General features: G+C 68.0%; 8 protein-coding genes. 5 read left to right on the forward strand and 3 right to left on the reverse strand.

Going from position 1 to position 14179, the window contains the following annotated elements; genetic code table 11:
* Positions 1-6 precede the first annotated feature (6 nt).
* The 3 genes from metH to CURTO8I2_RS04050 are packed head-to-tail and all read right to left on the reverse strand — an operon-like array spanning position 7 to position 4699.
* The gene (metH, locus tag CURTO8I2_RS04040; RefSeq protein WP_159678870.1) at positions 7-2685 is read right to left on the reverse strand and encodes a methionine synthase; all 2679 of its coding nucleotides are present in this window, start codon (positions 2683-2685) and stop codon (positions 7-9) included.
* Positions 2682-3773, reverse strand: coding sequence for a homocysteine S-methyltransferase family protein (locus CURTO8I2_RS04045; RefSeq protein ID WP_159678872.1), 1092 nt, complete (start codon positions 3771-3773; stop codon positions 2682-2684). The genes metH and CURTO8I2_RS04045 overlap by 4 nt, the downstream gene beginning before the upstream one ends.
* A complete protein-coding gene (locus tag CURTO8I2_RS04050; protein WP_159678874.1) occupies positions 3770-4699 on the reverse strand; it encodes a metalloregulator ArsR/SmtB family transcription factor in 930 nt (309 codons plus the stop codon). Before CURTO8I2_RS04050 ends, CURTO8I2_RS04045 begins: the two co-directional genes overlap by 4 nt.
* A gap of 253 nt (positions 4700-4952) precedes the next feature.
* Between CURTO8I2_RS04050 and CURTO8I2_RS04055 the strand changes: the two genes are divergently transcribed.
* From CURTO8I2_RS04055 to CURTO8I2_RS04075, 5 genes are all read left to right on the forward strand, one after another.
* The gene (locus CURTO8I2_RS04055) at positions 4953-6101 is read left to right on the forward strand and encodes an acyl-CoA dehydrogenase family protein (RefSeq protein WP_159681544.1); all 1149 of its coding nucleotides are present in this window, start codon (positions 4953-4955) and stop codon (positions 6099-6101) included.
* Positions 6102-6280: 179 nt separating this feature from the next.
* Positions 6281-11296, forward strand: coding sequence for an NAD-glutamate dehydrogenase domain-containing protein (locus CURTO8I2_RS04060; protein ID WP_159678876.1), 5016 nt, complete (start codon positions 6281-6283; stop codon positions 11294-11296).
* A 208-nt stretch (positions 11297-11504) separates the two neighbouring features.
* The gene (locus CURTO8I2_RS04065) at positions 11505-12293 is read left to right on the forward strand and encodes an NAD kinase (protein ID WP_159678878.1); all 789 of its coding nucleotides are present in this window, start codon (positions 11505-11507) and stop codon (positions 12291-12293) included.
* A gap of 106 nt (positions 12294-12399) precedes the next feature.
* The gene (locus CURTO8I2_RS04070; protein WP_159678880.1) at positions 12400-13305 is read left to right on the forward strand and encodes a 5'-nucleotidase; all 906 of its coding nucleotides are present in this window, start codon (positions 12400-12402) and stop codon (positions 13303-13305) included.
* Positions 13306-13310: 5 nt separating this feature from the next.
* Complete coding sequence (locus CURTO8I2_RS04075) at positions 13311-14108, forward strand: transferase (protein WP_159678882.1); 798 nt, start codon at positions 13311-13313, stop codon at positions 14106-14108.
* Positions 14109-14179 lie beyond the last annotated feature (71 nt).

A 14179-nucleotide genomic window follows, 5' to 3' on the forward strand; every position in this document is an offset into this window, starting at 1 on the left:
GGCCCCTCAGTCCGGGTCGTAGTCGAGATTCGACGCCAGCCAGCGCTCCACTTGCGTGAGCGGCACATTCTTGCGTCGCGCGTAGTCCTGCGCCTGCTCCTTGGACACGCGTCCCACGACGAAGTACTGGCTCTTCGGATGGCTGAAGTAATAGCCCGACACGGCTGCGGTCGGCAGCATCGCGAAGCTCTCGGTCAGGGACATGCCGGCATTCGAAGGCGCGTCGAGCAGTTCGAACAGTCGGCCCTTCTCGCTGTGTTCCGGGCACGCCGGATAGCCGGGCGCGGGGCGGATACCGCGATATTTCTCGGCGATCAGCGCATCGTTGTCGAGCCCTTCGTCGGTCGCGTAGCCCCAGTACTCGGTGCGCACGCGCTGGTGCAGCCGCTCGGCCAGGGCCTCGGCCAGACGGTCGGCCAGCGCTTTCAGCAGGATCGCGTTGTAGTCGTCGTGCGCGGCTTCGAAGCGGGCGACGTGCGGGTCGATGCCGATGCCGGCGGTGACCGCGAACGCGCCGATCCAGTCGTCGACGCCGCTGTCCCTGGGTGCGATGAAATCGGCGAGGCAGAAATCCGGGCGTTCGACCGGCTTGTCGACCTGCTGACGCAGGAAGTGCAGCGTGGCCTCGCCGTCCGCGTGTTGCAGCACCACGTCGTCGCCGACACTGTGCGCCGGCCACAGGCCGAACACGGCTTTCGCGGTCAGCCATTTCTCGTCGACGATCCGGCGCAGCATCGCTTTCGCGTCGTCGAACAGTTCGGTCGCCTGCGGGCCAACGACCTCGTCGCTGAGGATCGCCGGGTACTTGCCGAACAGTTCCCAGGCGTTGAAGAACGGCGTCCAGTCGATGATCTGGACCAGATCGTCGAGCGGCCAGTCGTCGAACACATGCACGCCCGGCTTGTTGGGCGTGGGCGGTGTGTACTGGCCCCAATCGCCGTCGAAGCGCTGGGCGCGGGCCTTGGTCAGTGACACCAGCCGCTTCGCGTCGCCGCGATTGGCATGGCGCTGGCGGATCTCGGCGTAGTCGGCGTCGTTGGCGGCGACGAACGCGCCACGCAGCTCGGGACTGATCAGCGACTGCACCACGCCGACCGCGCGCGAGGCGTCCTTGACCCAGACCGTCGGCGACGCGTAATGCGGCGCGATCTTCAGCGCGGTGTGCGCGCGTGAGGTCGTCGCACCGCCGATCAGCAGCGGCGTCTCGAAACCCTGACGCTTCATCTCGCGGGCGACGTGGCTCATCTCCTCGAGCGAGGGCGTGATCAGGCCCGACAGGCCGATCACGTCCGCCTGCACCTCGCGTGCCTTGTCGAGGATGGTCTGGGTGGCGACCATGACGCCCAGATCGACGACTTCGAAGTTGTTGCAGGCCAGCACCACGCCGACGATGTTCTTGCCGATGTCGTGCACGTCGCCCTTGACCGTCGCCATAAGCACCCGGCCGTTGTGCTTGCCGGCGTCGCCGGTGCGCAGCTTTTCGGCTTCGATGTAGGGCAGCAGATACGCCACCGCCTTCTTCATCACGCGCGCCGACTTGACCACCTGCGGCAGGAACATCTTGCCGGCGCCGAACAGATCGCCGACGACGTTCATGCCGGCCATCAACGGGCCTTCGATGACGTCCAGCGGACGCGTGAACGACTGCCGCGCCTCCTCGGTGTCCTCGACCACGTACTGGTCGATGCCGTGTACCAGCGCATGCGTGAGCCGCTGCTGCACCGGTGCTTCGCGCCAGGCGGTGTTCTCGACCCGCGCCGCGCCCTTCTTGCCCTTGTAGCGCTCGGCGAGATCGAGCAGGCGCTCGGTCGAATCACTGCGGCGGTTGAGCACCACGTCCTCGACGCATGCGCGCAGTTCGGGATCCAGGTCGTCGACGATCGGCATCGCGCCGGCGTTGACGATGCCGAAATCCATGCCGGCCTCGATCGCATGGAACAGGAACACCGCATGGATCGCCTGGCGCACGACCTCGTTGCCGCGGAAGGAGAACGACACGTTGGAGACGCCGCCCGAGACGTGGCAGTGCGGCAGCGTCGCCCTGATCTCGCGCGTGGCCTCGATGAAGTCGACCGCGTAGTTGTCGTGTTCGGGAATGCCGGTCGCGATCGCGAAGATGTTGGGGTCGAAGATGATGTCCTCGGGCGGGAACCCGACGACCTGCGTCAGCAGCGTGTAGGCGCGCGTGCAGATCTCGACCTTGCGGGCCTTCGTATCGGCCTGGCCGACCTCGTCGAAGGCCATGACCACGACCGCCGCGCCGTAGCGCAGCACCTGGCGCGCCTGTTCGAGAAACGCGGCTTCGCCTTCCTTGAGCGAGATCGAGTTGACCACGCCCTTGCCCTGGAGGCATTTCAGGCCGGCCTCGATGACCGTCCACTTCGAGGAGTCGACCATCACCGGAATGCGCGCGATGTCGGGCTCGGCGGCGATCAGGTTGAGGAAGGTCGTCATCGCATGCTCGGAATCGAGCATGCCTTCGTCCATGTTGACGTCGAGGATCTGCGCGCCGCCTTCGACCTGCTGACGGGCGACCTCGACGGCCTCGGGGTAGCGGTTTTCCTTGATGAGCTTGCGGAACGCCGCCGAGCCGGTGACGTTGGTGCGCTCGCCGACGTTGATGAAGAGCAGCTCCGGCGTGACGACGAGTGGCTCGAGGCCGGACAGGCGCATGTGGCGGGTCATCCGGCCTTTCCCGATACAGGCGCGCGCGGCGCGACATCGCGCACCGCCTCGGCGATCGCGCGGATGTGGTCGGGCGACGTGCCGCAGCAGCCACCGACGATGTTGAGCAGACCGGCTGTCGCGAATTCGCGCAGCATCTCGCCCATGTCCTCGGGCGTCTCGTCGTAGCCGCCGAAGGCATTCGGCAGGCCCGCATTGGGATGGCAGGACACCCAGGTCTGCGCGATCTGCGACAGCGTCTCGACGTGCGGACGCAGGTCCTTCGCACCGAGCGCGCAGTTGAGGCCCACCGCATGCGGCCGCGCGTGCTGCAGCGAATACCAGAACGCCTCGGCGGTCTGGCCGGACAGTGTGCGGCCGGAGGCGTCGGTGATCGTGCCGGAGATCATCACCGGCAGCCGCCCGCCGCGATCGTCGAACACGGTCTCGATCGCGTACAGCGCGGCCTTGGCGTTGAGCGTGTCGAACACGGTCTCGACCATCAGGATGTCGGCGCCACCGTCGATCAGCCCGTGCGCGGCATCGCGGTAGATCGCGACGAGCTCGTCGAAGGTCACCGCGCGGTAACCGGGATCGTTGACATCGGGGCTGATCGACGCGGTGCGGCTGGTCGGACCGAGGATGCCGGCGACGAAGCGCGGGCGGTCCGGTGTCTGCGTCTGGGCGGCATCGCAGGCTGCGCGCGCGAGCGCTGCGCCGGCTTCGTTGAGTTCGTGGACCAGGTGCTGCAGGCGGTAGTCGGCCAGCGTGACCGCGGTCGAATTGAAGGTGTTGGTCTCGACGATGTCCGCGCCGGCCGCCAGATACTCGGCGTGGATCCCCTCGATGATGTCGGGCCGCGTGAGCGTGAGCAGGTCGTTGTTGCCGCGCTGGTCATGGCTCTCGCAGCCACAGCCCGCGCCATGCGCGTGGCCTTCCGCGGCATGCAGCGCGTCGTAGCCCTGCGCGAAGCGCTCGCCGCGATAGTCGGCTTCGGTGAGTTCGTGGCGCTGGATCATCGTGCCCATCGCGCCGTCGAGCACGAGGATGCGACTCGCCAACGCGGCATCGAGCGCGGCGACGCGCTCGGGATGCAGCCAGGGGCTCATGGCTTTCTCGCGATGATCGAGATCACCTGGAAATGCGGTGGACGCTTTTCGCGGGTGACGGTTTCGGCGCTGTGGATTTCCAGCCCGGCCTTGGTCACGAAGCGGCGCAGTTCCTTGTCCGGGAAGCCAAGGTTTGCATGGCCGTAGGCCTGCACCGCGGTTTCGTGGCCGTGACGGTCGAGGCTCGACAGCAGCAGCCGGCCGCCCGGGCGCAGCACGCGCGCCGCTTCGGTCACGGCCTGCGCGGGTTTGGTCGCGTAGGTCAGCGCATGCATCAGTACGACGAGATCGAAGCTGCCGGCCTCGAAGGGCAGGGCATGCATGTCGCCCTCGCGCACTTCGACGTTGGTGAAGCGCTTGAGCCGCTCGGCCGAGGCGGCGACGACGCGCCGGCTGGCATCCAGGCAGACATACCGGTGCGCGTGCGGCGCCAGCAGTTCGGCGAGCACGCCGTCACCCGAAGCGATGTCGAGCACGTCGCCGGTTTCCAGCAGTGGCAGGGCCGAGCGCGCGAGCGCTTCCCAGGTCCGGCCGGGGGAGTAGTGCCGCTCCATGTCGCCGGCCACGGTGTCGGCCCAGCTCTGGTCGGCGGCGCGTGTCGCCAGTACCGCAGGCGTGCGCTCGGCGTCCTGGCGCAGCAGCGGATCGTCGCTGCCAGTCGACAGCGCCTGCCACAGGGCGCGTTGGGCCGGGTCGAGCGCGGCGTCGTCGAAGCGGTAGTAGGCGGATACGCCGGCGCGGCGGTCGCGGACCAGATTGGCTTCCTTGAGCCGCGCCAGGTGGGTGGACACGCGCGGCTGCGCGAGGCGTGTGATCGAGGACAGTTCTGCCACCGTGAGCTCTTCGACTTCGAGCAGGGCGAGCAGGCGGACACGCGTGGGGTCGGCAAGCACCTTCAGGCGCGCGGACCAGGCCTCCAGATCCATCAATATCTCCATATCGCGATATAGAGATAATTGTCGGTCTGCGCGGTGCCCGGGTCAAGGTTTCCCACCGCCCGCGATGGGTCGCGGCGTGGCCGGAGGCATCCCCTACACGCTTTCCGCGTCATCCGGTGCGAACGCCACGCACGGTGTTTCCGGCCGATTCATGCTGCAATGCGGAATGCGTTGCGCGGGTGTTTTGACGGGCTGGAACGTTACAATCGCCGGATTGTTTTTCATGCAGGAGTTGCACGCCGTGGAGTTCGGTTTCAGCGAAGAGCAGTTGATGATCCAGGACATCGCGCGCCGGATCGCACAGGAGAAGATCGCACCCAGTGCCGAGCATCACGACCGGACCGGTGACTTCCCCGTCGAGAACATGCGCGTGCTCGGCGAGAACGGCCTGATGGGCATCGAGGTCTCCGATACCTACGGCGGTGCGGGCATGGACCCGATCTCCTACGTGCTGGCGATGATCGAGGTCGCCGCGGCCGATGCCGCGCACTCGACCATCATGTCGGTCAACAACTCGCTGTTCTGCAACGGCATCCTGACCCACGGCACCGAGGCGCAAAAGCAGGAGTACGTGCGTGCGATCGCCGAAGGCCGCGAGATCGGCGCGTTCGCGCTGACCGAGCCGCAGTCGGGCTCCGATGCCACGGCGATGAAGTGCCGCGCGGTCAAGCAGGCCGACGGCAGCTACGTGATCAACGGCAAGAAGAGCTGGATCACGTCCGGGCCGGTTGCCAAGTATTTCGTGCTGTTCGCGGTGACCGAGCCGGACAAGGGCGCGCGGGGCATCACCGCCTTCCTCGTCGACGGCAGCCGCGACGGCTTCCACCGCGGCAAGACCGAGCCCAAGCTCGGTATCCGCGCCTCGGCGACGTGCGAGATCGAGTTCCAGGACTACGTCGCCCGCGCAGAAGACGTGCTCGGCGAGGAAGGCCAGGGCTTCAAGATCGCGATGAGCGTGCTCGACGCGGGTCGCATCGGCATCGCTTCGCAGGCGATCGGTATCGCCCGCGCCGCCTACGAGGCGACGGTCGCCTACGTCAAGGAGCGCAAGGCCTTCGGCCAGCCGATCGGCGCATTCCAGATGACCCAGGCCAAGATCGCGGACATGAAGTGCAAGCTCGATGCGGCGCTGCTGCTCACGCTGCGCGCGGCCTGGCTCAAGGGCGAAGGCAAGCGATTCAGCAACGAAGCCGCGATCGCCAAGCTCACCGCGTCGGAAGCCGCGATGTGGATCACCCACCAGGCGCTGCAGATCCACGGTGGGATGGGCTACTCGAAGGAAATGCCGATCGAGCGCTATTTCCGCGACGCCAAGATCACCGAGATCTACGAGGGCACCAGCGAGATCCAGCGTCTGGTGATCGCCCGCAACGAGACCGGCCTGCGCTGAGCCGCATGCCGCTTCGCCACGCCAGCATCGCGTGTGTCCGTCGCCTGCGCCGCCCCCGTGGCCGCGCGGCGGCGGTGGTTCCCGACCCGGTCGCCCGTGCGGCCGCGTCGGCTTGAGAGATTCCTTCCCGTCGGCCCGCGTGAGAACGCGGGCCTCATTGCATCGGAACGTTTGTCGTCATGACCTCATCCCGCAAGACAGGTAAAACCGCCGCGGCCGCCGCGCCTGCGAAATCCAAGTCGCCCGCCAAGCGCAAGGCCGCCGGCGTGCTGCCGGTGCCGCCGCGCCGCGCCGGCAGCGGACTGCTCGACCCGATCTTCGACGCCGTGCGCCGCCGCGCCGGCAAGGCCGCGCACGCTGATGCCAGCGCGTTCGCGCAGGCGTTCTACCGGCGCATGACCGAGGACGAACTGCCCCTGCACAACGCCGACGGCTGGGCCGCGCTCGCTGCGGACCTGTTCGAGTTCGCCGGCAAGCGCAAGCCGGGCAGCGCCAACGTGCGCCTGTTCAACCCGGTGATGAAGACCCACGGCTGGGAGTCGCCGCACACCGTGCTGCAGATCGTCAACGACGACATGCCGTTCCTGGTCGATTCGGTGACGATGGCGCTGGCCGAACAGGGCATCGGCGTGCACGTGCTGGGCCATCCGGTGCTGTCGATCGCGCGTGACCGTGGCGGCCGCCTGACCGCCGTGGGCGAAGGCGACGCAGAGTCGGTGATGCACCTGGAGATCGACCGGCAGACGCCCGAGGAGAACGCGCGCATCGAAGCGCTGGTACGCGGCGTGCTCGACGATGTGCGGGTCATCGTCTCCGACTGGCCGCAGATGCGCGAGAAGATGCTGCAGATGGCCAGCGATCTGGACACGCGCAAGATTCCGGTCTCCCAGTCCAGTCGCGAGGAAGCCCAGGAGTTCCTGCGCTGGGCCGCGAACGACCACTTCACCTTCTTCGGCTATCGCGAGTACAGCGTCCGTCGCAAGGGCGACGACGCCCGCCTCGAAGCGGTACAGGGCAGCGGCATGGGTCTGCTGCGCACGCCGGGCGCGGTGAAGTCGCGTCCGGTCAGCGAACTCGGCGCCGATGCGCTGCGCCGCGAAGGGCTGATCGACGCGCTGATTCTCACCAAGACGAGCGCGCGCTCGACGGTGCACCGTCCCGGCTACATGGATTACATCGGCATCCTCGGCTACGACGACGCGGGCAATGTCGTCAGCGAACAGCGTTTCCTCGGCCTGTACACCTCAAGCGCGTATACGCGCCGTCCGTGGGACATCCCGCTGGTGCGCGAGCGCTTCGAACACGTGATGACCGAGTCCGGCCTCAAGCCGACCGGCCACAGCGGCAAGGCGCTCAAGCATCTGCTCGAAACCCTGCCGCGCGACGAGCTGTTCCAGTCCACGCCCGACGAACTGTTCCGTCTCGGCACCGGCATCCTCGGTCTGCAGGAGCGCGTACGCAGCCGTCTGTTCCTGCGCAAGGACCGTTACGGCCGCTTCTACTCGGTGCTGGTCTACATCCCGCGCGACCGCTTCAACACCGACGTGCGCCGCCGGATCGAACAGCTGCTGCGCGAGGTGATGCAGGCCGACCACGTGGACGCGAGCGTCGTGCTGGGCGAATCGCCGCTGGCGCAGCTGCATCTGATCGTGCGCCCGCGTGCGGGCGTGGCTGCCGACATCGACCAGCCGGCGCTCGAGCAGGCGCTGCAGGCGATCGTGCGCAACTGGCAGGACGACCTGCGCGACGAACTGGTGCGCCGCCACGGCGAGGCCGACGGCCTGCGTCTGGCCGGCCGTTTCGGTCGCGCCCTGTCGCCCGCCTACATCGAGTTCGCATCGCCGGCTGCGGCCGCGACCGACGTCGAAAAGCTGGCGGCGACCGCCGAGACCGACGCGCTGCAACTCAGCTTCTACCGCCATCCGCTGCCGACCACCGGCGAGTCGGTGCTGCACTTCAAGCTCTACCGCCGTGACGCGCACATTCCGCTGTCGGACGTGCTGCCGGTGATGGAGAACCTCGGTCTGCGCGTGATCGCCGAGCATCCCACCCGCATCGAGGTCGACGGCACCGCGCTGTTCCTGCAGGACTTCTACGTCGAGGCCACTGCCGGCACGATCGACGTTGAGGCGCGCGCGCAAGCCTTTACCGAAGCCTTCGATCGCGTGTGGCGTGGCGATGCCGAGAACGACGGCTTCAACCGGCTCGTCCTCGGCGCTGATCTCGACTGGCGCCAGATCGCGATGCTGCGCGGCTACTGCAAGTACCTGCTGCAGGTCGGCGTGCCGTTCTCGCAGGCCTACGTCGAGGACACGCTGGTCCGCTATCCGCTGCTCGCGCGCCTGCTGGTCGAGGTGTTCGAGTCGCGCTTCGACCCGGCAACGGGTTCGGAGAGCCGTGCGCAGATCGACGCCGGCCGCGCCGCCTTCACCGCCCAGTTGCAGGCGCTGTCCGGGCACGACGAGGCGACCCTGGCCGCGCTGCAGCCGCTGCTCGAGGCACGCGGCCGCGACCGCGACACGCAGTACGACGCATCGCGTGCCGCGCTCAAGGGGCTGCTCGACCGCGTGTCCAGCCTCGACGAGGACCGCATCCTGCGCAGCTATCTCGCCGTCGTCGACGCGACGCTGCGCACCAGCTACTACCAGAAGTCACGCGACGGCGGACTGCTGGACACGATCAGCTTCAAGTTCGACTCGTCGCGCGTGCCGGAACTGCCGAAGCCGCGCCCGTATCGCGAGATCTTCGTCTACGGACCGCGCGTGGAGGGCATTCACCTGCGCTTCGGCCCGGTCGCGCGTGGCGGTCTGCGCTGGTCGGATCGCCGCGAAGACTTCCGCACCGAAGTGCTGGGCCTGGTCAAGGCGCAGATGGTCAAGAACACCGTCATCGTGCCGGTCGGCTCGAAGGGCGGATTCATCGTCAAGCGGCCACCGGCCGGCGGCGATCGCGATGCCCAGTTCGCCGAAGGCGTCGCCTGCTACACGCTCTTCATCAACGGCCTGCTGCAGATCACCGACAACATCGTCGAGGGCGAGATCGTGCCGCCGGTGGACGTCGTGCGCCATGACGACAACGATCCCTATCTCGTCGTCGCTGCCGACAAGGGCACGGCGACGTTCTCCGACATCGCCAACGGCATCGCCCGCGAGCACGGCTTCTGGCTCGACGATGCGTTCGCGTCCGGTGGTTCGGTCGGTTACGACCACAAGGGCATGGGCATCACCGCGCGCGGCGCGTGGGAATCGGTCAAGCGCCACTTCCGCGCGATGAACCGCAACTCGCAGACCGAGGACTTCACCTGCGTGGGCGTCGGCGACATGTCCGGCGACGTGTTCGGCAACGGCATGCTGCTCAGCGAACACATCCGCCTGGTCGCCGCGTTCGATCACCGCCACATCTTCATCGATCCGAATCCCGATGCCGCGCGGTCGTTCGCCGAGCGCGAGCGCATGTTCGCGATTCCGCGGTCGAGCTGGGAGGACTACGACACGTCGCTGATCGCCAAGGGCGGCGGCGTGTGGCCGCGCAGCGCGAAGTCGATTCCGCTGTCGGCCGAAGCACGTTACGCGCTGGGCATCGAAGGCGACGCGACGTCGATCAGCCCGAACGAGCTGATGTCGGCGATCCTGCGCGCACCGGTCGATCTGCTGTGGAATGGCGGTATCGGCACCTATGTGAAGTCGTCCAGCGAAACGCATGCCGACGTCGGCGACCGCGCCAACAATGCGTTGCGTGTCGACGGTCGTGACCTGCGCTGCAAGGTGGTGGGCGAGGGCGGCAACCTGGGCCTGACCCAGCTCGGCCGCATCGAGGCCGCGCTGCACGGCGTGCTGCTCAACACCGACTTCATCGACAACTCGGCCGGCGTGGACACGTCCGACCACGAGGTCAACATCAAGATCCTGCTCAATGCACTGGTGCAGGACGGCAGGATGAAACTGCCGGCGCGCAACAAGCTGCTGGCGTCGATGACCGACGAGGTCGCGGGTCTGGTGCTGTGGGACAACTACCGGCAGAACCAGGCGCTGAGCCTGATGGAACGCATGAGCGTTTCGCGCCTGGGGTCCAAGCAGCACTTCATCCGGACGCTGGAATCGCAGGGCCTGCTCGATCGCCAGATCGAGTTCCTGCCGTCCGACGTCGAGATCGCCGAGCGCAAGACCAAGGGCCTGGGCCTGACGCGCCCAGAGCTGTCGGTGCTGCTGTCGTACTCCAAGCTCGTCGCGTTCGACCAGATGCTCGATTCCGACATTCCGGAAGATCCGTACCTCTCGCGCGAGCTGCAGCGCTACTTCCCGCAGCCGCTGCAGAAGAAGTACGCCGAGCTGATGGAAGGCCACCGCCTCAAGCGCGAGATCATCGCGACCGCGGTCACCAACACCATGATCAACCGCATGGGCGCGACGTTCCTGCTGCGCATGCAGGAAGACAGCGGCCGCGGCCCGGGCGAAGTCGCCAAGGCATTCACGATCACGCGCGAAACGATCGAGGCGCGTGCGCTGTGGGGCCAGATCGACGCGCTCGACGGCCAGGTGCCGGAGTCGGTGCAGGTCGATGCACTGCAGGTGATCTGGAATCTGCAGCGTGCGTTCACGCGCTGGCTGCTGGCGCGTCCGGGCGCGATTCCGGACATCACCAGCGCGGTCGAGCGCTACCACGACGGCTTCCACGCCATCCGCGATGGCCGGCAGATCATCGCCGACGGCCAGCGTGCCGAACACGATGCGAGCCTGCAGACGTGGATCGAGAAGGGCGTGCCGAAGTCGCTCGCGGTCGAGCTGGCGGCATTGCCGTATCTCGAAGCGGCCTGGGACATCATCGAGGTGGCCAGCGAGCGCAAGCAGAAGCCGGTCGACGTGGCGCGTCTGCACTTCCGCCTCGGCGAGGCCCTGAACCTGCCGTGGCTCACCACGCAGATCGACGCGCTGGAAGTCGACGGCCGCTGGCATGCGGTCGCGCGTGGCGTGCTGCGCGAAGAACTGGGCCAGCAGCACCGCGCGCTCGTCTCGCAGGTGCTGTCGATGCCGGGCAACACGCCGGAAGCGAAGGTCCAGGCGTGGCTGGACCGCGACGACGCCGCGCTGCGCTTCACGCTGGCGATGCTGGCTGAACTCGCTGCGCAGAAATCGCTGGACTACCCCACCGCTTCGGTGGCCGTGCAGCGCGTCTCGCAGCTGGTGCAGCGCAGCTGATCCGCCGCCGGGTCGTGCCACCCGTCGCGCCTTCCGGTCCGTCGCCTGTCGCGGCGCGGGCCGGAGCCGTCGGGTGCACGACACGCGCGGCCACGCGGACACGCGCCGCGTTCCGGAGTGCGGGTCGCACGCGGCCCGAGGTGCAGGCGACGTGCCGAGACGGCGCCTGCGCTACGCTGCGCGCCTACGTTCACCCACCGGCGCGCCGATGACCGCAACGCCACGACTCGCTTTCATGGCCAGCCAGGCCGACGAAGCACAACGCGCCCTGACGGTGCTCACCGGTCTGCACGGCCAGTGCGAGCCGGAGGCCGCCGATGTGCTGGTGCCGCTCGGCGGTGACGGTTTCATGCTGCAGACGCTGCATCGCCATGGTCAGCTGGGCAAACCGGTCTACGGCATGAAGCTCGGCACGGTGGGGTTCCTGATGAACCACTACCGCCACGACGATCCTGCCTCGGGCAGCGATCTGCTGGCGCGCATCGCCGCCGCCGAGCCGGCTGTCCTGCGACCGCTGGAGATGCGCACCGAGACCGAGTCCGGCGCGAACGTCACGTCGCTCGCCTACAACGAAGTCGCCTTACTCCGGCAGACGCGCCAGGCCGCGCATCTGCAGATCGATCTCAACGGCGTCACCCGGCTCGAGGAGCTCGTCGCCGATGGCGTGATCCTGTCGACCGCGGCGGGCAGCACCGCCTACAACTTTTCCGCCCACGGTCCGATCCTGCCGCTGGGCGCAGGCGTGGTCGCGCTGACGCCGATCGCGCCGTTCCGGCCGCGGCGCTGGCGCGGCGCGATCCTGCGCGCGGATACCGAAGTGCGGTTCCGCGTGCTCGATCCCTACAAGCGCCCGGTCAGCGTGACCGCCGATTCGCACGAAGTGCGCGACGTCGTGGAAGTCACGATCCGCGAGTCCCGCGAGCGCACGGTGACCCTGCTGTTCGATGCCGAGCACAACCTCGAAGAACGCATCCTCAGCGAACAGTTCGTGGTCTGAGCGCCGGCGCATGGATCGCGCATAATTCCGCTACCGCGTCCGGCACGCAGCCGGCCCTGTCCGGGTTGCCCACGTCCGCGCGCTCCCTTCGCTTCGTCGATCCGCCATGCCCGATCTGTCCGTTCCCACGCTCACCGTCGCGATCACCACGCGCGCCCTGTTCGATCTCGAGGACAGCCATGCCGTGTTCGAGTCGCAGGGCATCGAGGCCTACGCCGAGCACCAGCGCGCCCACGAGGACGACGTCCTCGAGCCGGGCATCGCGTTTCCGCTGGTGCGCAAGCTGCTGGCCCTGAACATCGACGCGTCTCCCGACGCGCCGCACGTCGAGGTCATCCTGCTGTCGCGCAACTCGGCCGACAGCGGGCTGCGGATCTTCAACTCGATCCAGCACCACAACCTGGGCATCACCCGCGCGACGTTCACTTCCGGCGAGCCGACCTGGCCGTACATCAAGCCGTTCGGCACGCAGCTGTTCCTGTCGGCGAACCCGGATTCCGTGCGTCGCGCACTGGAGAACGGCATCGCCGCCGCGACGATCATTCCCGCGCGCGCGCCCGCGCATCGCAACGACCAGTTGCGGATCGCTTTCGACGGCGACGCGGTGATCTTCGGCGACGAGGGCGAGCGTCTTTCGCAGGAGGGCGGCCTCGACGCCTTCCACAAGCACGAGCGCGAGCGCGCACGCGAGGAGATGACCGGCGGTCCGTTCCGCGGCTTCCTCGCCGCGTTGCACGACCTGCAGGCCGCGTATCCGGCCGGCAAGGACGCGCCCATCCGCACCGCCTTGGTCACCGCGCGCTCCGCGCCTGCGCACGAACGGGTGATCCGCACGCTCCGCGCCTGGGGCGTACGGCTGGACGAAGCCCTGTTTCTGGGCGGACGGCCGAAGGGCCCGTTCCTCGATGCGTTCGGCGCGGACATCTTCTTCGACGATTCGCAGCACAACATCGACTCCGCGCGTCCGCACGTCGCCGCCGGCCACGTGCCGCACGGCTGGTCGAACCGCTGAGCACGATGGCAGGCGACCGCCGACGTGGCGTGCTGGGCCGCTGGATCGACCGTCTGCGCGGCGGCGACGCGGGTCCGCGCAAGCCCTATGTGCGCCAGCACGAGGGCTTCGTGTCGCTGCAGTTCGTGCGCCGGCAGACCCAGAGCCGCATGGTCGGCGACGATCCGGACCGTCTGCTGATCGACTACACCCGCACCATGTTCGCCACGCTGCTGTGGCAGCCGGCACCCGCGGTGCTCGGGATGATCGGCCTTGGGGGCGGCTCGCAGGCGAAGTTCGCCTACCGCCAGCTGCCGGACACGCGCATCGAAGTGGTCGAGAACAATCCGCACGTGGTGGCGCTGCGCGGCGCATTCGGCGTGCCGGACGACGACGCGCGGCTGTCGGTCGTCGTCGATGACGGCGTGCGTTTCGTCGCCGGGCGTCCCGGTCGGTTCGACGTGCTGCTGGTCGACGGCTACGACGCGCACGGCATTCCTGCCGAACTCTCCACGCAGGGGTTCTACGACGCCTGCCGCGACGCACTCACCGCAGCCGGCGTGCTGGCCTGCAACCTCTACGTGCGCGATCCCGAAACGCATGTGGCGAAACTGCGCGCCGCATTCGGGGCCGACCATGTGCTGGTCTTCGACGAGCCGAAGATGAGCAACCGGGTCGCGTTCGCCTGGCGCGGCGCGCTACCGGCGCTCGATGCCGAGACGCTGGCCGCGCGCGTGCCACTGTCCGTGCGCGCGTTGCTGCCGGAGGTGTTTCCACGGATCGCGGTGCGGATCGTCCGGCATCGCACGGTGACGGGCCGCTGAGCCCCGGCGGGACGCGGGGCGCGACATTGCGCCTCCGCGCGTTCCGCTGCACAGTCGCCCGTCGACTGCAA

The sequence above is a fragment of the Luteimonas sp. 9C genome, from assembly GCF_902506295.1.
In the GTDB taxonomy this organism is placed as follows: domain Bacteria; phylum Pseudomonadota; class Gammaproteobacteria; order Xanthomonadales; family Xanthomonadaceae; genus Luteimonas.